The sequence below is a fragment of the Leclercia sp. EC_58 genome (genome assembly GCF_019584355.1).
In the GTDB taxonomy this organism is placed as follows: domain Bacteria; phylum Pseudomonadota; class Gammaproteobacteria; order Enterobacterales; family Enterobacteriaceae; genus Enterobacter.
In genome coordinates this window covers 868745-887848 of record NZ_VDAM01000001.1, presented here as the reverse complement: position 1 = coordinate 887848, position 19104 = coordinate 868745, and the positions used below count along the sequence as shown (strand labels likewise).

Below are 19104 nucleotides of genomic sequence, written 5' to 3'. Positions count from 1 at the left end.
CTCTTAAACAGTTCCCGATAAGGTATACTCTGAAAGCAGCAGGGTAACAGTTGATTAACCTGCCTTTCGCGTTTCTGGAGATCCATTTTGCGTGTCAGCCGCTCTTTAACTATCAAACAAATGGCGATGGTCACTGCCGTCACCATGGTGTTTGTTTTCGTCTTTTGCGTCATTTTGCTGTTTCATGCCATTCAGCAGAATCGCTACAACACGGCTACGCAACTCGAGAGTATTGCCCGCTCAATCCGTGAGCCCCTCTCTGCCGCCATTCTGAAGGGTGATATTCCTCAGGCGGAGTCGATTATTAAAAGCATCAAGCCGGCAGGTGTCGTCAGCCAGGCGGATGTCGTGCTGCCGAATCAGTTTCAGGCGCTACGCATGAACTTTATCCCGGAGCATCCGGTACCGGTGATGATGAAGCGGCTGTTTGAAATGCCGGTGCAGATCTCCCTTCCGGTCTATTCGCTGCAGCGTCCGGCGAACCCGCAGCCGCTGGCCTATCTGGTGCTCCAGTCTGACTCCTGGCGAATGTACAAATTTGTCATCAGTTGGATCTCAACGTTAGTAACCACTTACTTATTGTTAACGCTGATGCTTACCGTGGCGCTGACCTGGTGCATTAACCGTCTCATCGTCCATCCGCTGCGTCGCATTGCCCGGGAGCTGGATACCCTCTCGCCGCAACAACAGGTGGGGCATCAGCTTGCTCTGCCGCGTCTGCATCACGACGACGAAATTGGCATGCTGGTCCGCAGTTATAACCTCAACCAGCAGCGCATGATGCGCCAGCACGATGAGCTCAACCACAATGCTACCCGTTTCCCGGTGTCGGAACTGCCCAACAAGGCGTTTCTGATGGTGATGCTGGAGCAGGCCGTGAAGCGGCAGCAGACCATGGCGCTGATGGTAGTGGCCTGTGAAACGTTGCAGGATACCGCTGGCGTGCTGAAAGAGAGTCAGCGAGAGATGGTCTTACTGACCCTCGTCGAAAAGCTGAAATCCGTGCTTGCACCACGGATGGTACTGACGCAGGTGAGCGGCTACGACTTCGTGATTATCGCCAATGGCGTTAAAGAGCCGTGGCATGCCATCACATTAGGTCAGCAAGTGCTTACTGTTATCAATGAGCGGTTGCCGGTTCAGGGGATCCAGCTGCGCCCGAGTGCCAGTATCGGTATCGCCATGTTTTACGGCAACCTGACCGCAGAACAGCTCTATCGCCGGGCATTCTCCGCCGCGTTTACCGCCCGTCAGAAGGGTAAGAATCAGATTCAGTTCTTCGAACCCGAGCAGATGGAGAAAGCGCAGCAGCGGCTCTCAGAAGAGAACGACATCCTGACCGCGCTGGACAGCAACGATTTCGCTATCTGGCTGCAGCCGCAGGTCAATCTGCGCACCGGTAAGGTCCATAGCGCCGAAGCGCTGTTGCGGATGCGTCAGCCCGACGGCGGCTGGGAGCTTCCGGAAGGGCTGATTGACCGTATTGAAAATTGCGGCCTGATTGTGACGGTGGGTCACTGGGTGCTGGAAGAGTCCTGCCGTTTGCTGTCAGCCTGGCAGTCGCGCGGGGTGATGATGCCGCTGTCGGTTAACTTATCGGCCTTGCAGCTGATGCATCCAAACATGGTGCCGGACCTGCTGGCGTTGATTCACCGCTACCAGATCAAGCCGGACACCCTGATGCTGGAAGTGACCGAGAGCCGCCGGATTGACGATCCTAACGAAGCGGTGGCAATACTTCGCCCGCTGCGTAACGCCGGGGTCCGTATCGCGCTGGACGACTTTGGCATGGGATACGCTGGCCTGCGTCAATTGCAACATATGAAAACCCTGCCGGTAGATGTGCTGAAGATTGATAAGGCCTTTGTGGAGGGGCTACCGGAAGACAGCAGCATGGTCGAGGCAATTATCCAGCTGGCGCGTAGCCTGAAGCTGGAAATTATCGCTGAAGGTGTCGAAACCGAAGCTCAGCGCCAATGGCTGGCCGATGCCGGGGTGGAATGCGGCCAGGGATATCTGTTCGACAAAGCCGTTCCGGGTGATATTTTTGAGAGCCGTTATTTTAAACGCGCTAATGCTGATGACTGAAATGTTGCTGAATTGTGCGAGTCAGCTCAAAGTTCTTAACATTTGTGTTTCAAATTCAGCCTGATCTTCTGTCTGTCCTGATTTATGGGTGATATTTTAAGGCCGCAGGTGAGCAGTAACCCTACTCCGCCTGCGGCTTTTCTTCCCAAGGACATCTTATGAAAACCTCTCTCTTCAAAAGTCTTTACTTTCAGGTCTTAACCGCCATTGCTATCGGTATCCTGCTTGGTCATTACTATCCTGAATTAGGCGCCCAGATGAAACCGCTTGGCGATGCCTTCGTTAAGCTGATTAAGATGGTGATCGCGCCGGTTATTTTCTGCACCGTCGTGACCGGTATCGCAGGCATGGAAAGCATGAAAGCCGTTGGCCGTACAGGGGCGGTGGCACTGCTCTATTTCGAAGTCGTCAGCACCCTCGCGCTGATCATCGGTCTGGTGATTGTTAACGTCGTACAACCTGGCGCGGGCATGAACGTTGACCCCTCTACGCTGGATGCAGAAGCGGTGGCGGTCTACGCCGAGCAGGCGAAAAATCAGGGTGTGGTCGCCTTCCTGCTGGATGTGATCCCCGGCAGCGTGATTGGCGCCTTCGCCAGCGGGAATATCCTGCAGGTGCTGCTGTTCGCCGTAATGTTTGGTTTTGCCCTGCATCGCCTCGGCAGCAAAGGTCAGCTGATTTTTAACGTTATTGAAAGCTTCTCGCAGGTGATTTTCGGCATCATCAACATGATTATGCGTCTGGCACCTATTGGCGCCTTCGGGGCAATGGCCTTCACTATCGGTAAATATGGTGTCGGTACTCTCGTGCAGCTGGGCCAGCTGATCATCTGCTTCTATATCACCTGTATTCTGTTCGTGGTGGTGGTGCTGGGCAGCATTGCCCGCGCGACTGGCTTCAGCATCTTCAAGTTCATTCGCTACATCCGTGAAGAGCTGCTGATTGTGCTGGGCACCTCCTCGTCTGAATCGGCGCTGCCGCGCATGCTCGATAAGATGGAGAAGCTGGGCTGCCGTAAATCGGTCGTCGGGCTGGTTATCCCCACTGGCTACTCCTTTAACCTGGATGGGACGTCGATCTACCTGACGATGGCGGCGGTGTTTATCGCCCAGGCCACCAACAGCCATATGGATATCTTCCATCAAATCACGCTGCTGGTGGTGTTGCTGCTCTCTTCAAAAGGGGCGGCTGGGGTAACGGGCAGCGGATTTATCGTCCTGGCGGCAACCATCTCTGCGGTGGGACATCTGCCGGTGGCGGGACTGGCGCTGATCCTCGGTATCGACCGCTTTATGTCTGAAGCCCGTGCGCTGACCAACCTGGTCGGTAACGGCGTGGCAACAGTGGTCGTGGCGAAGTGGGTGAAAGAGCTGGACCACAAAAAGCTCGACGATACGCTGAATAATCGTGCGCCAGACGGCAAAACACACGGTTTGTCCTCCTAAAATCTTCCCTCAGGCCCGCATTCCCTTGTCGGGGTGTGGGCTCCTGCGCATAATGGCCCGGCATACTTGTCATAATTCGATAAGATTTATTTCGGGTAAATTTCACTTCATGCCGTGACGTTTCGTTTCATGCGCGGTCTAATCGGAGTGTTTTGTACATCATATTTAGAGTGCGACAGGGCGTGTGGCACTCTTTGTAACCAGGAATGTTGATCAGGGGTTCACATGCAGGGCACAAAAATTCGACTCTTAACCGGCGGTTTGCTCATGATGGCAGCAGCCAGTTACGTGCAGGCTGACGCGCTCCAGCCGGACCCGGCCTGGCAACAGGGAACGCTGTCTAACGGTTTTCAGTGGCAAGTTTTAGCCACCCCACAGCGCCCCAGCGACCGCATTGAAATCCGCCTTTCCGTCAACACCGGCTCCCTGACCGAGAGTACGCAACAGAGCGGTTTCAGCCATTTTATTCCTCGTCTGGCGCTGACCCAAAGCGGTAGCCTTCAGGCTGTACAGGCCCGTTCTCTGTGGCAACAGGGTATCGATCCGAAACGCCCGCTGCCGCCTGCCGTCGTCTCCTACGACTACACCATGTTTAACCTCAGCCTGCCAAACAACCGCAACGATCTGCTTAAAGAGGCGCTGACCTGGCTGTCAGATACCGCCGGTAGCGTCTCCATTACCCCTGAAACGGTGAATTACGCCCTGAGCAACAGCGACATGGTGGCGACCTGGCCTGCGGATACCAAAGAGGGCTGGTGGCGCTATCGTCTGAAAGGTTCGGCGCTGCTGGGCCACGATCCGGCAGAGCCGTTAAAGCAACCGGTTGATATTGAACAGGTGAAGTCGTTCTACCAGACCTGGTACACCCCGGATGCCATGACCCTGATTGTGGTCGGCAACATTGATAGCCGCGCGGTGATCGAGCAGATTGGCAAAACCTTCGGCGAGCTGAAAGGCAAACGTAACACGCCAGCGCCGGTACCAACGCTTTCACCGCTGCGCGCAGAGCCGGTGAGCATTATGACTGATTCCGTGCGCCAGGATCGTCTCTCCATCATGTGGGACAGCCCGTGGCAGCCGATTCGTGAGTCTGCCGCGCTGCTGCGCTACTGGCGCGCCGATTTAGCCCGTGAAGCGCTGTTCTGGCATGTGCAGCAAACCCTGAGTAAGAACAACGCCAAAGATATCGGTTTGGGCTTTGACTGCCGGGTGCTGTTCCAGCGCGCCCAGTGCGCCATTAATGTTGAGTCGCCGGGCGACAAGCTGAACGCCAATATGGCGATAGTGGCAAAAGAGCTGGCGAAAGTGCGTGATAACGGCCTGAGTGAAGAGGAGTTCAACGCGCTGGTGGCGCAGAAAAATATTGAGCTGCAAAAACTGTTCGCCACCTATGCCCGTACCGATACCGATATTCTGATCAGCCAGCGTATTCGCTCCCTGCAAAATCAGGTGGTGGATATCGCGCCTGAACAGTATCAGAAGCTGCGCCAGGATTTCCTTAACAGCCTGACCGCGGATATGTTGAGCCAGGATCTGCGTCAGCAGCTTTCCCAGGATATGTCGCTCATTTTAATGCAGCCGAAAGGTGAACCTGAATATGATATGAAGGAGCTGCAGGCGACGTGGAACGACATTATGGCGCCCGCGCAGTAAAAGGAAAAAGGCAACGTAAGTTGCCTTTTTTAATGGATACAGCCCTTAAGCAGGCATCGCTTCGCGTGGAATGATGGCGCCGCGATACTGGATCACCGTGCTGGCGGTCAGGTGGCCGCGCTGCGCTGCCGCTTCCGGCGTACCGCCCGTCAGACGCACCGCCAGATAGCCAGCGCTGAAGGAGTCACCCGCCGCGGTCGTATCAATCACTTTCTCTTTCGCCAGCTTCACCGCAGGTACTTCGATAACCGCTTCTCCGGCGATCGCCACCAGGCAGGAATCTGCCCCGCGCTTAATCACCACTTCGCTGACACCGGCGGCCTGCGTACGCGCAATCACCTCATCAACCGGCTTCTCGCCCCACAGCGCATCTTCGTCGTCGAGGGTTAAGAAAGCGATATCGGTGCATTCCAGCATCTGGCTATAGACCTGCTGCGTCTCTTCGCGGCTGGCCCACAGGCGTGGACGATAGTTGTTGTCGAAAATCACCTTCCCGCCGTTGGCGCGGCATTCGCGCAGCAGGGAGAGCAGTTTTTCACGGCTGCTCTGGCTGAGGATCGCAAGGCTGATGCCGCTCAGATAGAGGTAGTCGAAATGGGCCAGCGTTTCGCAGATCTGCGCCGCGCTGTCGCTCTCCAGCCAGAATTTGGCGGCGGCTTCGTTACGCCAGTAATAGAACGTACGCTCGCCGGTGCTGTCGGTCTCGATGTAGTAGAGGCCCGGCAGGCGGTTTTCCATCCGCTGGGTCAGGGAGGTGTCGACATTTTCACTCTGCCATGCGTCCAGCATCTGCTGGCTGAAATTGTCGGTGCCCAGCGCAGTAACATAATTTACCGCCAGCGCGTCAGCATCGACCTGACGAGCAATATATACGGAGGTATTTAAGGTATCGCCACCGAAGCCGCGGCTAACTTCCGCGCCTTTCTGGGAGAGTTCGATCATACATTCGCCGATCACGGCAATTTTTTTGGACATAGTCGTGAACCTGGATAATTAAACTGCGGTTAGTTTGCGCTGGAGGCCGGAAGCGGTCAACTGTATTAAAACGACGTTCCATTATTTTTTTGAACCTGGACAAGTTCCTGACGGGTTTGATATCTCAGATTTTCATTTTCGTCCGCAACCGAACATAAAGTTCTCTTACCTGGAGCCGATAATCCTTTGACCAGTCCCGACAGGCTCTTTCCCATTCAACAGGACATCTGAAATGAAGTTAAGGCAGGACATCCAGCTGCTGAGCATCCCTGAGGCGAGTATTGAGAACTTACAGGAACACCGCTACTGGCTGCAATGTGAGCGCGCTTATACTTATCAGCCGATCTACCGCACCGACGGTAAGCTGATGGCGATTGAGATCCTGACCGTCGTAACCCATCCTTCAAACCCGGCACAGCGGATTGCACCCGATCGCTACTTCGCGGAAGTGCCCGTGCGCCATCGTCTGGATATCCTTGAAGAGCAGCTCGCTATGCTGATGGCCAGACAGGCCTTTTTTGCTGATAACAATATTCTGGCTTCGGTTAATGTCGATGGTCCAACTCTGCTGGCGGTGCGGCAGGATGAGAGCCTGCAGAAGCTGATCCACCAGTTGCCGTGGCTGCGCTTTGAGCTGGTGGAGCACGTTCGTCTGCCGCAGGACTCCTCGTTTGCCACCATGTGTGAGTTTGGCCCCCTGTGGCTGGACGATTTTGGCACCGGCATGGCGAACTTCTCCGCCCTGAGCGAAGTGCGTTACGACTACATCAAAGTGGCGCGCGACCTGTTCATTATGCTGCGCCAGACCCCGGAAGGGCGCAATCTGTTCACGCTTCTGCTGCAGCTGATGAACCGCTACTGTCAGGGCGTTATCGTCGAAGGCGTCGAGACGCTGGAAGAGTGGCGCGATGTACAGAACTCACCTGCCGCCGCCGCCCAAGGCTATTTCCTCTCCCGCCCGGTATCGATGGAGACGCTCGACAACGTAATCATCACCCTGTAAAACCCTGCAGCTTCCCGTAATAGTGCGTGGTTAACGCGTTATTACCTGACGCTGCCGCCCCCTTTCCGCATGCCTGGACTATATTCATGAAAGGCAAGTGATTACTGAAAGGGAGTATGGGATGACAAAAACAGCGAAGATTATCACCTGGACAGGGGGAGTCTTCTTGTTGCTGATTGTGGTGCTGATTGTCGTGATCGCGACATTTGACTGGAACCGCCTCAAACCGACCATCAACCAGAAAGTCTCGACCGAACTTAACCGTCCTTTCGCTATTCGCGGCGATCTGGGCGTGGTATGGGAGCGGCAGAAGGGCGAAACGGGCTGGCGCAGCTGGATACCCTGGCCGCACGTTCACGCTAACGACGTTATTCTTGGCAACCCGCCGGACATTCCTGCAATCACCATGGTGCATCTCCCGCGCGTCGAGGCCACCCTTGCGCCGCTGGCGCTGCTCACCAAAACGGTCTATCTGCCGTGGATCAAACTGCAACAGCCAGATGCCCGGCTGATCCGCCTGTCGGAGAAGACCAACAACTGGACCTTCGATCTGGCGGGTGATGATAAAGAAAAAGATCCTGATGCCCAGCCTTCGTCCTGGTCTTTCCGCCTCGATAATATTCTGTTCGATCGCGGGCGGATCGACGTAAACGACGCGGTCAGCAAAGCACAGATGGAGATCTTCGTCGATCCGCTGGGCAAGCCGGTACCCTTCAGCGAAGTGACCGGCGATAAAGGCAAAAAGGATAAGGTCGGCGATTACGTCTTTGGCCTGAAGGCTGAAGGGCGCTACAACGACCAGCCGCTGCGCGGCACCGGTAAAATTGGCGGTATGCTGGCGCTGCGCAGCGAAGGCACCCCCTTCCCGGTGCAGGCTGACTTCCGCTCCGGCAATACCCGGGTGGCTTTTGTCGGTACGGTGAACGACCCAATGAAGATGGGCGGTGTCGATCTGAAGCTGAAATTCGCCGGGGATTCGCTGGGTGAACTCTATGAGCTGACCGGCGTACTGCTGCCAGATACGCCACCGTTTGAAACCGACGGTCGGCTGGTGGCGAAAATCAATTCGGAAGAGGCCTCGGTCTACGATTACCGCAACTTTAATGGCCGGATCGGTGACAGCGATATCCATGGCTCGCTGACCTACACCACCGGCAAACCGCGGCCGAAGCTGGAAGGGGATGTGGAGTCGCGTCAGCTGCGGCTGGCGGATCTCGGGCCGTTGATTGGCGTCGACTCCGGTAAAGGCACCAAAGCGGAGGAGGTGCGCAAGCAGGCGCCCCCTTCCGGTAAAGTGCTGCCCAATGACCGTTTCGAAACCGATAAGTGGGACGTAATGGATGCGGACGTGCGCTTCAAGGGGCGGCGAATCGAGCATGGCAGCAGCCTGCCTATCAGTAATCTTTCTACTCACATCCTCCTGAAAAATGCCGACCTGCGTCTGGAGCCGCTGAAGTTCGGTCTGGCAGGCGGCACCATCTCCTCGAATATCCATCTTGAAGGCGATAAAAATCCGATGCGGGGCCAGGCCGATATTCAGGCGCGACGGCTGAAGCTGAAGGAGCTGATGCCGGATGTGGAGCTGATGCAGAAAACCCTGGGTGAGATGAATGGCGATGCCAAAATTCGGGGTACCGGCAACTCGGTAGCGGCCCTGCTGGGGAACGGCAACGGCAATCTGAAGCTGCTGATGAACGACGGGCTGGTGAGCCGTAACCTGATGGAGATTCTGGGTCTGAACGTCGGGAACTTCATCGTCGGCCAGATCTTTGGCGACGACGAGGTGCGGGTGAACTGCGCGGCGGCCAATATCGACCTGGTCAATGGCGTCGCCCGGCCGCAGATTTTCGCCTTCGATACTGAAAACGCGGTGATCAACGTCACCGGCACCGCCAGTATGGCCTCGGAACAGCTGGATCTCACCATCAACCCGGAAAGTAAAGGCATTCGCATCGTGACGCTGCGCTCGCCGCTGTACGTGCGCGGTAGCTTTAAAAATCCGGATGCGGGGGTGAAGGCGGGGCCGTTAATTGCTCGTGGTGCGGTGGCCGCTGCGCTGGCGACTCTGGTTACCCCTGCCGCAGCGCTGTTAGCGCTCATCTCGCCGTCTGAAGGGCAGGCTAATCAGTGCCAGACCATTCTGTCGCAGATGAAGAAATAGTGGGGGCTTTGCCCGGCCTACAGGAGAATGTAGGCCGGGCATGCGCAGTGCCACCCGGCATTAAGGATCACAATGACTGATGGCGAGTCTCGTGAGTCAGCAGCAGCGCAATCAGCGTCAGTGCCGCCATCGCCGCCAGGTAGATCCCTACGTATTGCAGACCATAATTCGCCTGTAACCAGGTGGCGATATACGGCGCCACAGACGCACCCAGAATTGAAGAGACGTTATAGGAGAAGGAGGCCCCGGTATAACGCACTTCGGTCGGGAACAGCTCTGGCAGCAGCGCGCCCATCGGACCGAACGTCAGCCCCATCAGGCTCAGGCCAATCAGCAGATACGCCATCACCAGCGACGGATTACCGGAACCGAGCAGCGGCGGGAAGACGAACAGCGCAAACAGAATAATCAGCGAGGTGATCACAATCATGCTCGGGCGACGGCCAAAGCGGTCGGCCAGCACGCCGGCAATCGGCACCATCACACCAAAACCGATAACCGCCATCATCAGCATCCACAGCACTTCGTTACGCGGCAGGCCCAGGCCCACCGGCGCAGGCGTGGTGCTGAAGGTCATGGAATAGACGGTCATGATATAGAACAGCGTATAGGTCGCCAGCATGATGAAGGTGCCGAGCACGGTTACGCGAACATGTTTGGTCAGCAGCGTGCCCAGCGGGATTTTTACCTGTTTCTTCGCGGCGGCCACTTTGGCAAAGACCGGCGTCTCATGCAGGGAGACGCGCACATACAGACCGATCAGCACCAGCACCGCCGAGAAGATAAACGGAATACGCCAGCCCCAGGTCATGAACTGCTCGTCAGTCAGCAGCCATGAGAGCAGCAGGAAGGTGCCGTTGGCAAAGAAGAAGCCAATCGGTGCGCCCAACTGTGGGAAGGAGCCATACAGCGCACGCTTGCGTGGCGGGGCATTTTCGGTGGCCAGCAGCGCTGCGCCGCCCCACTCACCGCCCAGACCCAGACCCTGACCAAAACGGGCCAGCGCCAGCAGCAGCGGGGCCAGAATCCCGATGGTTTCATAGGTTGGCAGCAGGCCGATGGCGACGGTGGAGATCCCCATGGTCAGCAGTGAGGCGACCAGGGTCACCTTACGTCCGACGCGATCGCCGAAGTGACCGAACAGGGCCGAGCCGATAGGACGCGCGACAAAGGCGATGGCGAAGGTCGCCAACGACTGCAGCGTGGCCGCCGTCGGGTCGCCCTGCGGGAAGAAGATATGCGGGAAAACGATAACCGCAGCAGTGGCGTAAATATAGAAGTCGAAGAATTCGATGGCGGTGCCAATCAGTGACGCGACGACGACTTTATTACGCGAGTTAACCGGGACGTTTTCCTGCTCTGAATTGAGTGTTGTGGCTGTGGCTTGCATAAACTTTTCTTATTTTTGGCGAACGAAAGGCCATATTACGCACAGCAAAAGCGATATTTCAATCTGTAACAAACGCAGCGAGGGGTGAAAAAGAGAGCAAAAAGCGGATAATTTTCGGACCAGAAGAATCACATCCATGAAATGCTTCACAGAAATTAAAAGTTAGAATATAAAACTGGTTTTCGGTTAAATAAAAGTTACAGGCTGGATTTATATGCTGAAATGATGAATCGGGCTGATATATTTCATTCTTATTCAGCCCGATAGCGGTGTTAATGGTGACTTTTACCGGGCATTCGCCGGTCATCCGGGTACTCGGCAGTGGCGATCCATGCCGCGCAGAAGAGGGTCAGTCTGGCAAAGAAGTAGAAGAAGGCCAGCAACCCCAGCACAGAGCCGAATGCCGCCCCGGATGGAGAAGTGACCAGCGACGGCAGGGTGTAGGTCATCACGATTTTGATCACCTCAAAACCAATCGCGGCAATGAAGGTGCCGCGGATCAGCGCCTTGCGCCGTGGACGGTGGCGCGGCAGACGCCAGAAGATCCAGAAGAAGAGCAGGTAGTTCGCCAGCATTGAGATCCCTAACCCCACCAGATGCCAGACCGGTTTCAGCCACTCAATGGTGTCGAGATAGAGCGCGGAGATGATCATCTGCTGCGCCGAGCCTGCCGCGGAGGTGATGGAGAGGGTGATAACCAGCGCCACCAGCAGGCCAATCAGCGAGATAAAGTCGCGCAAATATTTGATCCAGAACTTCTCCTGGTCCTGCGGCTTACGCTCCCAGACGTCACGCGACTGGGCGCGGATCGCCTCCCGTAGGTTGCCCATCCAGTTAATACCAGAGTAGAGCGCCACTAACAGCCCGACAATCCCGACGGTAGTGCGTTGCTGGACGGCGGTGCTGATGGTGCTTTTCAGGGTGGCGGCCAGCGTCGGATCGCTGACGTTCTGCAGAATTTTAGCGAAGATATCCTGCAGCAGCGTCGGGTGCGAGATCAGGATGAAACCCGCTGCCGCAAAGGAGAGCATCAGGATGGGGATCATCGATAAAAATGAGAAGTAGGTGATCGCCGCGCCAAACTGGTTTCCCAGCCGATCGTTAAATCGCTCGGTGGCGCGCAGCAGGTGGGCAATCATTGGCTGCTGCTGAATCAGCTGGAAGGCGTCCTTCGCCTTGTCCAGCAGGCTCCCCGTTTTACGTATGGAGGTGATTTTAGGTTCTTCCGGCGCCTGAGGCGGACGGGTTTCCAGTTTTTTAATCGGCTCGAAGTCCAGATCATGGGTGGGGCGTTGCTCACTATTTTCCGGCGTCACGCGCACTTTCCTTATTGTTTAGCGGGAGGTCCTTAAAATTATAGCCTGCGCTCAGTCAACGTAGGTTTTCATGATGTCCGTGAGCCAGGCCATAAACAGATGTACCCGGCGGGAGAGGTTGCGGCGGTGGGGATAGATGAGCGATACCGGCATCGGCCGGGCGCGATATTGCGGGAGGATCTCCTGCAGCTTTTTGGCCCGCAGCGCGTCACGCACGCCTACACGCGGCACCTGAATAATCCCCAGTCCGGCGAGGGCCGAGGCATGGTAAGTCTCGGTGCTGTTGACCGTCAGGACACCGCCGGTCTTAACCCAGTGGGTCGCCTCACCATCGTAATATTCGAACCCCTGAGGCCGGGTGCCGAGATGCGTTGCGTAATGCACCATCGCATGGGAGGTTAAATCATCCAGCCCGTCGGGATAGCCAAAACGCGACAGGTAATCGGGGCTGGCGCAGTTGATCACCGACAGCTTGCCGAGCGGGCGGGCAATTAAGCCGGAATCTTTCAGGGTGCCGACGCGCACCACGCAATCAAATCCTTCCCGAATCACATCCACCAGCCGGTCGCTGCTGCTCAGCTCCAGTTCAATGCCGGGGTACTGTTGCAGGAAGAGTGGCAGTTTGGGGATGACTAAATTTCGCGCAACGTTGGCCGGCATATCGACGCGTATTCTTCCACTGACGCTGGCAGGGTCGTGCAAAAAAAGACCATCCAGTTCTTCCATATTGGTCAGCAGATCTTTGGCCCGCTCGTAGTAGACCATGCCGTCCTGCGTCAGGCTGACGCGCCGCGTGGTGCGGTGCAGCAGCTGGGTGCCAAGCCCGTTCTCCAGCGCCTGAATTTGGCGCGATACGCTACCTTTAGGCAGGCCCATTGAGTCTGCGGCGCGGGAAAAACTCTCCAGTTCAGCGACGCGAATAAATAACTGCATTGCGTGAATTTTATCCATAGGAAGCGCTCATTGTTGTTGATTTTGAAACAGTGAAGCGTTGCAGAGCGTATTTATTGATTTTCTATCACCTAATAAGCTCTTTCTCAATCACCACAACAGCCGAAACGAGGTTTCTCATGACTGAACGTATTGCAATAGTGACCGGCGGCAGCCGCGGGCTCGGTAAAAACGCGGCGCTGAAGCTGGCAGCAAAAGGTGTCGGCATCCTGCTGACCTACAACCGGAGCGAGCAGGAAGCGCTAGAAGTTGTGCGCGAAATTGAGCAAAAAGGGTTAAAAGCAGCGGCATTGCAGCTGAACGTCGGCGATATTGCCAGCTTTGAACAGTTCGTTACTAAGGTGAGTGAAAAACTGCATTCGGTCTGGCAGCGCAACACCTTCGACTATTTGTTGAACAACGCAGGCGTGGGTTTATACGCCCCCTATATGGAGACCACGGAAGCGCAGTTTGATGAAGTGATGAACATCCATTTCAAAGGACCGTTCTTTCTGACTCAGGGGCTATTGCCGCTGATGGAAAACGGCGGGCGGATCCTGAACGTCTCATCTGGCCTGGCCCGTTTTGCACTACCGGGATCCAGCACCTATGCGGCGATGAAAGGTGCTATGGAAGTGCTCACCCGCTACCAGGCTAAGGAGCTGGGCGCGCGCGGGATCACCGCCAACATTATCGCCCCGGGGGCGATCGAAACTGATTTTGGCGGCGGTCGTGTACGCGATAACAAAGCGATCAATCAGCAGATCGCCTCCCAGACGGCGCTGGGCCGCGTTGGGTTACCGGACGATATCGGCGATGCGATTGCGGCGCTGCTCAGCGACGAACTCGGCTGGATGAATGCGCAGCGCATTGAGGTCTCCGGAGGGATGTTCCTGTAATCAGGTGCCGGGGAGGGAACCCCGCGGCACGCTTAGCAGTACTCTTTTCTTAACAGCCCAAACAGCCAGTCGTTATGCCACTCACCTGCCAGCCAGTAGCTTTCACGCAGTTCACCTTCCAGCACAAAACCCACTTTTTCCAGCAGGCGTTTAGAGGCGATATTGCCCGCCGTCACCGTGGCGGTTAAACGGCGGATGCCTCCCTGCATAAAGGCGTAATCACACACCGCCTGTAAAGATTCAAAGCCGTAGCCTTTACCCTGCGCCTGCGGGGCGAACAGGAACCCCACTTCGGCGCAATCATCATCGCGATGAATATAGCCCGTGACCCCGAGCGGTGTCTGATTGTGATCGCGCACCACCAGGCTCAGCCAGTGGTCACTGCCCGGCGACCACGCGGGCAGGCGAGTGGTAAACGTTTCGCGAATGGCCTCTTCCGGGCGGGCTTCGGCCACGTAGCGCATCACGTCGGGGTGTTGTTGCAGGGAGAGAAAAAAGGGCCAGTCCTCTTCCTGCAGTGGGGAACAGGTTAAACGCGGGGTGTGCAGCACAGGCATGCCAGGTCTCCGGGAGCTTTTGTAAATGATATTAACATTATCACTGAAATAGTGGCGGTTATCGGGTATGTTTAATCTGGTATAACCACTTAAAAAACAACCGCTCTCCGTTCGCTGCGCCTGAATCCTTGCGCGGCATTTAAAGGAAAATGATGACCCTCAGTAAATCGCACGTGATCCGCGAGCAGTTTGAACGCTGTCTGGGAATTATTCGTCAGGCCTCTGTGGAGATCCTGCTCCTGTTAAAGGTGCATGTTGCCGAAGGCAAAGATCCCCGTTGGTTCCTTGAGCAACTGGATTCCGCCAGGCTGGCGCTGGGGGGCTGGGCGAGCGTGGCAAAACGCCTGAACCTCAACGATGCGGAGCTCTCACAATTCACCCTGCAATTACGGCTTTTGCAGCAGCGGGTGCCGCAGTATGAGAGCGGGCAGGATGTGAGCGACAACCAGCTGATTGCCGCGACGCGCTTTGTAACGGCGCTGGAACACCTGCGTTTGCAGCAGCCGCTGCTGACCTACAGTACCGAAATGAGCCCCGGCGATGAGCTTCAGCAACAGCATGCCCGGAAACAGGTGCGTGCGCTGGAATTGATGATTAAAGGGTTGATTATGCAGGCCTGGCCGGATCCAACGCGCCTGAACAACCACCTTAAAACGCTATTTGGTGCCGATCGGGTCCGCCGCTGGCTGCAGCAGGGCGAACGCAACGATGCCCTCGGCGGCATGATGTTTAGCGAGCTGGCACTGATGCTGGTGGACAAGAAAGAGTACTCCCGCTCTTATTCAGCGCTGTTCAGCGATCCCGCTCTGCTGACGCTGATGGTGGAACCACGTAAAACACTCCACTCCTTTCTTGATGATATCCGCCTGCTCCGCAACAACATCATTGCCCAGCAGCCGCTGACCTCTGCGCAAATCCTGCTGCTGGATAACTATTACGCCCAGATTGCCGGCCCCGTTCAGCGTGCCTTTAACGAGGGCCGTACCGCGGTGAACCCGGCGGGGTTGATGGCAGAAGGCAACCACGAGCTGGAGCTCTTCTGGGAAAATGCGCGAGAAAAATGCCGGGCCACTGGCGATGACATTTTTGAGGTGCGTGACACCATCGACAAACCGAACCGTCGGCCCGCGCGTACGCCGGAGCAGCGCGATCACCTGATCTCGGTGGGGCTGTGGGGTGCGGTGGGGGTAATGGTGATGGGAATGCTGGTGGCGGGCACCTGGCTGTTAATGGAAAGCAGCACGCCGACCCAGGCGGCCAGTAGCGCCTCGCCTCCTGTGCAGACCGCGGCGGAAGAGATGCGTGAATTACCTTCCTCCCGTGAAGCGCTGACGCGCATGGGCGTCACCTGGGATGAGAATAACTTCCGCGCGGCGATCGACAGGAACGATACCCGCGTGGCGCTGCTGTTCCTGAAGGCGGGAATGGAGTGGAAGCTCTCTTGGACGGAGCATGCCCTGTCGGTGGGGCATCGGGAGGTACTGGATATCCTGATGCGCTATCGCCTGCAGATGGGGCAGGCCAAGCCCTGCAGACAGTTTATCAACACCCTCGCACACGCGATGTCAGCGGGCGAACCGCTGACGGATCTGCGCAAAGAGTATCTCCAGGCATTTTGTACCGTTCCGGCGGTGGTCGAACGCCAGCGACGCGAGATGGATCAGGCAAAGCGGCGGGCTCAGGCCCAACCGGACGCCAGTACCAAAAAATGGCAGACGATCCAGACAGCCATTTATGAGGTGATCCGCTGAGAATGCGGGGGAGTTATGGCTCCCCGTACAGGCCAATAAGTCTGCGCACCACGCCGTTAGTCCAGCCAAACCCATCCTGCAGGGGATACTCACCCCCGCCCCCTTCCCGGGGCTGGCTGCTGGCGATGTGGTACTTCTCGATCAGCTTGTGATTCATTTTGTAGAAATGGTTTACCGTGTGCAGCCAGCTCCACGCGATCTCATCCCCCAGAGAATCATTGCCGTATTGTTTGAATCCCTGAATCGCCATCCACTGTAATGGCGCCCAGCCGTTAGGTTTATCCCACTGCTCCCCGGTTTCATACTCGGTGGCAAGGATACCGCCCGGCGTCAGGAGGCGCGCTTTTACCGCGTCGGATAAACGTTCGGCCTGCTCATGGGTACACATACCGACATACAGCGGTACGATGCTGGCCGCGGAAAAGAGCGCCAGCTGCTCCCGACGCCAGTCGTAATCGCGATAGCAGCCGTTCTCCTCATCCCAGAGATAGCGGTTAACCGCCTCGCGACGATCGCTCGCCTTCTGGCGGAAGCGCTCCGCGGTCTCTTTATCCCCTTTTGAGGCCGAAATATTCGCAATGGCGCTCTCCAGCTTGAACAGGAAAGCGTTGAGATCGATAGGGATAAACTGGGTGGTGCGGATACTCGCCAGCCGACTCGGATCCCGCAGCCAGCGGGAGGAGTAGTCCCAGCCGGAAGCGGCCCCGGCACGCAGATCGCGATAGACCTCGTTAGGTGGACGCCCGGAGTGGCGGGCGGTCTCGACGTCCTCTATCCAGGATTCGTCCCTTGGGGTGTCACGGTCATCCCAGTAACGGTTGAGCAGAGAGCCGTCCGGCATACGTACCGCGCTGCGGTAAGCCTGGTTGAGCAGCAGGGACTCTGCGCCGTCCATCCAGAAGGCATACTCCATTTTCAGATGGTCCAGATAGCGCTTAGCACCGCGCACGCCATCCTCTTCAAACAGCTCTACCATCAGGGCAAACACCGGCGGCTGCGAGCGGCTCAGATAGTAGGTGCGGTTGCCGTTAGGAATATGGCCGTATTTTTCAATCATCCACGCAAAGTTATCTGCCATGCACTTGAGCATGTCGTGGCGGCCGCTTTCGGCCAGCCCCAGCATGGTAAAATAGGAGTCCCAGTAGTAGGTCTCGCTGAATCGCCCGCCGGGCACAATGTAGGCCTGCGGCAGCGCCAGCAATGACGACCACGGAATATGATCCTGCGGCTCTCGGGTCAGCACCGGCCACAGATTATCGATATGGTCTTTGAGCGAGAAAGAGGGATCGGAGACATATTCGCTCGACAGCACTTCCGGCAACCAGAAGTGGTTTTCCACAAACTGGCGCAGGTCAAAGTCGCGGTGTCGTCTCACCTTGCGATAGCGGATAAGGATATCCAGCGGATCCATCTTCGGCGCACAGTCGGGAAAGGTTTTGCTGTCTTCAAACAGTCGCGACGACTGAACATGCTCGAAGAGTTCAAGGTAGCGATCGGCAGGGGTGAGCGCATCGGATGCGGGCAGCCCTTCAATCATTTCAGGTTCCGGCTCCGCCTCGAGCATTTCATCCAGTTTTAACTCGCAGGGATCGATTTCGTAGAGAAGTTCTTGTTCTATGTCGAACTCTACGGTCTCTACAGTGCGTATTTTCTGGTTGAACATGGTGGTCAGGACCTCCGGTTAGCGTTATCTCGGGTCTGGTTTTATCCGGTTGCTTACTAATCTTAGACATTCGCTTCGGTCTGTGGTGAGGGAAATGTGCGGTAGATCACGCTTTGCTACGAAGCAAAAAAGTGAGCGGTTGGCGCCATGTTGATGTTTTTCAGACACTAAACAGGACAATCCACAGTAAAGAGAGCAAATAAAATTCGGATCATTCGCTATGCCGTTAAGAGGGCATCAGGCGACAGCATCCGCCTTGCCGCTAAAGCGATACGCTTTGCGCGTGCAAGAATTCCCCGAAGGCAAGACGTACGCGAAATTCTCTGCTTGCGTAAAATGACCTGTTGTTATTGATTAATAACACAATCTATATGTATTTATATTTTATTGGCCCGCATATCGGCAAGGATACGTGCGTTTAACGTGTACAAGGGCCTAAACGTAAGTTTAACGAGGGTAATCGAAAGCCAATCCCCTTGGGAAGAGCGGTACAACCTTTTTTAGAAAAAATAATATTGTGTAATGATCTTGTACTCTTGAGTTTTTCTAAGAAAAGTCCTGCCGAACCGAAAGCGGTAAACAGGTATTTGGTGAGCTTTTTTTTATTTTTGCGTTTATTAACACGACTTTTTATGGGAAAAATCCTGTCAGCCAAATGACGCTCTCTTTAATGAGGTACGTTTCAGGCTGTTTGGGGCATATTGCTCAAAGAAAAAAGCATCGCTACAATGTGTAAATCCGAAATAACAACGCTTAACGTTTTACGTTAAGCGTTGTTATTTCGGTGTAAAAAGGAATGGGTCTTCTGTAATGTATTATTCTGCTGTAAATATATCAGACGCACTTTGTTCAAAATGAAATAATCATAAATAAGGATATATTAAATGAAAAAGATCAACATGACTGAAGCAAGCGTAATTATTGGCGGTACTTGCGAAACTTGTGTAAACACTTATGAATTAATGACAGTTAATAGTGCTAGCGTATGTGCTGATGTTAAGACCTGCACTGACAAAAACGGCGCTGTAACCAGAACTTATAAAATTGCAGACAAGGCTAATTGCCCAGTTGTCGGCTAAGAAACCTCTTTCTCTTAGTTAAATGGAATAATCGCTGATTATTCTGAAGGGCGTTGTTTAATTTTTTACAACGCCCCCTTGGTAATGCTGCCAACTTACTGATTTAGTGTATGATGGTGATTTTAAGGTGCTTGCGTGGCTTCCATTTCCATCAGATGTCCTTCCTGCTCCGCTACTGAAGGCGTGGTGCGTAA

14 protein-coding genes are annotated in these 19104 nt (G+C 55.5%); 8 read left to right on the top strand and 6 right to left on the bottom strand.

Annotated features, from left to right (window positions below; genetic code table 11):
• The first annotated feature begins 87 nt into the window (after positions 1 to 87).
• The 3 genes from hmsP (at position 88) to FHC51_RS04430 (ending at position 5186) form a co-directional block, all read left to right on the top strand.
• Positions 88 to 2088 carry a biofilm formation regulator HmsP gene (gene hmsP / locus FHC51_RS04440; protein WP_210405525.1) on the top strand — a complete coding sequence of 667 codons (2001 nt, stop codon included), beginning with the start codon at positions 88 to 90 and terminating at the stop codon, positions 2086 to 2088.
• Positions 2089 to 2246: 158 nt separating this feature from the next.
• Positions 2247 to 3533: a dicarboxylate/amino acid:cation symporter gene (locus FHC51_RS04435; RefSeq protein ID WP_220434976.1), complete on the top strand. Its 1287-nt coding sequence runs from the start codon at positions 2247 to 2249 to the stop codon at positions 3531 to 3533.
• A 225-nt stretch (positions 3534 to 3758) separates the two neighbouring features.
• Positions 3759 to 5186, top strand: coding sequence for a pitrilysin family protein (locus tag FHC51_RS04430; RefSeq protein ID WP_114316451.1), 1428 nt, complete (start codon positions 3759 to 3761; stop codon positions 5184 to 5186).
• Between the two features lie 45 nt (positions 5187 to 5231).
• Here FHC51_RS04430 and FHC51_RS04425 read toward each other — a convergent pair whose 3' ends face one another.
• The gene (locus FHC51_RS04425) at positions 5232 to 6161 is read right to left on the bottom strand and encodes a sugar kinase (protein WP_103824715.1); all 930 of its coding nucleotides are present in this window, start codon (positions 6159 to 6161) and stop codon (positions 5232 to 5234) included.
• 232 nt (positions 6162 to 6393) lie between these two features.
• On the opposite strand from FHC51_RS04425, the gene pdeH reads away from it, so the two are divergent.
• Both pdeH and FHC51_RS04415 read left to right on the top strand, forming a co-directional pair.
• Positions 6394 to 7164, top strand: a complete 771-nt coding sequence (pdeH, locus tag FHC51_RS04420) for a cyclic-guanylate-specific phosphodiesterase (protein WP_114316453.1) — start codon at positions 6394 to 6396, stop codon at positions 7162 to 7164.
• Positions 7165 to 7285: 121 nt separating this feature from the next.
• Positions 7286 to 9325: an AsmA family protein gene (locus FHC51_RS04415; protein WP_220434975.1), complete on the top strand. Its 2040-nt coding sequence runs from the start codon at positions 7286 to 7288 to the stop codon at positions 9323 to 9325.
• A 67-nt stretch (positions 9326 to 9392) separates the two neighbouring features.
• On the opposite strand, the gene FHC51_RS04410 is transcribed toward FHC51_RS04415, so the two are convergent.
• The 3 genes from FHC51_RS04410 to FHC51_RS04400 form a co-directional block, all read right to left on the bottom strand.
• Complete coding sequence (locus FHC51_RS04410) at positions 9393 to 10715, bottom strand: MFS transporter (protein ID WP_103824718.1); 1323 nt, start codon at positions 10713 to 10715, stop codon at positions 9393 to 9395.
• Between the two features lie 272 nt (positions 10716 to 10987).
• Positions 10988 to 12031, bottom strand: a complete 1044-nt coding sequence (yhjD, locus tag FHC51_RS04405) for an inner membrane protein YhjD (RefSeq protein WP_220434974.1) — start codon at positions 12029 to 12031, stop codon at positions 10988 to 10990.
• 51 nt (positions 12032 to 12082) lie between these two features.
• Complete coding sequence (locus FHC51_RS04400) at positions 12083 to 12982, bottom strand: LysR family transcriptional regulator (protein ID WP_220434973.1); 900 nt, start codon at positions 12980 to 12982, stop codon at positions 12083 to 12085.
• A gap of 119 nt (positions 12983 to 13101) precedes the next feature.
• On the opposite strand from FHC51_RS04400, the gene FHC51_RS04395 reads away from it, so the two are divergent.
• Positions 13102 to 13860 carry an SDR family NAD(P)-dependent oxidoreductase gene (locus tag FHC51_RS04395; protein ID WP_114385565.1) on the top strand — a complete coding sequence of 253 codons (759 nt, stop codon included), beginning with the start codon at positions 13102 to 13104 and terminating at the stop codon, positions 13858 to 13860.
• Positions 13861 to 13892: 32 nt separating this feature from the next.
• Here the strand turns inward: FHC51_RS04395 and FHC51_RS04390 are convergent, their stop codons facing one another.
• Complete coding sequence (locus FHC51_RS04390) at positions 13893 to 14417, bottom strand: GNAT family N-acetyltransferase (RefSeq protein WP_114385566.1); 525 nt, start codon at positions 14415 to 14417, stop codon at positions 13893 to 13895.
• Positions 14418 to 14569: 152 nt separating this feature from the next.
• Between FHC51_RS04390 and FHC51_RS04385 the strand changes: the two genes are divergently transcribed.
• Positions 14570 to 16168 (top strand): STY4199 family HEPN domain-containing protein, encoded by a 1599-nt coding sequence (locus FHC51_RS04385; RefSeq protein ID WP_114385567.1) that lies wholly within the window; start codon positions 14570 to 14572, stop codon positions 16166 to 16168.
• 13 nt (positions 16169 to 16181) lie between these two features.
• Here FHC51_RS04385 and FHC51_RS04380 read toward each other — a convergent pair whose 3' ends face one another.
• Positions 16182 to 17831: an alpha,alpha-trehalase gene (locus tag FHC51_RS04380; RefSeq protein ID WP_220434972.1), complete on the bottom strand. Its 1650-nt coding sequence runs from the start codon at positions 17829 to 17831 to the stop codon at positions 16182 to 16184.
• Positions 17832 to 18715: 884 nt separating this feature from the next.
• Here FHC51_RS04380 and FHC51_RS04375 point away from each other — a divergent pair.
• Positions 18716 to 18910, top strand: a complete 195-nt coding sequence (locus FHC51_RS04375; RefSeq protein WP_220434971.1) for a DUF4762 family protein — start codon at positions 18716 to 18718, stop codon at positions 18908 to 18910.
• Positions 18911 to 19104: the final 194 nt, after the last annotated feature.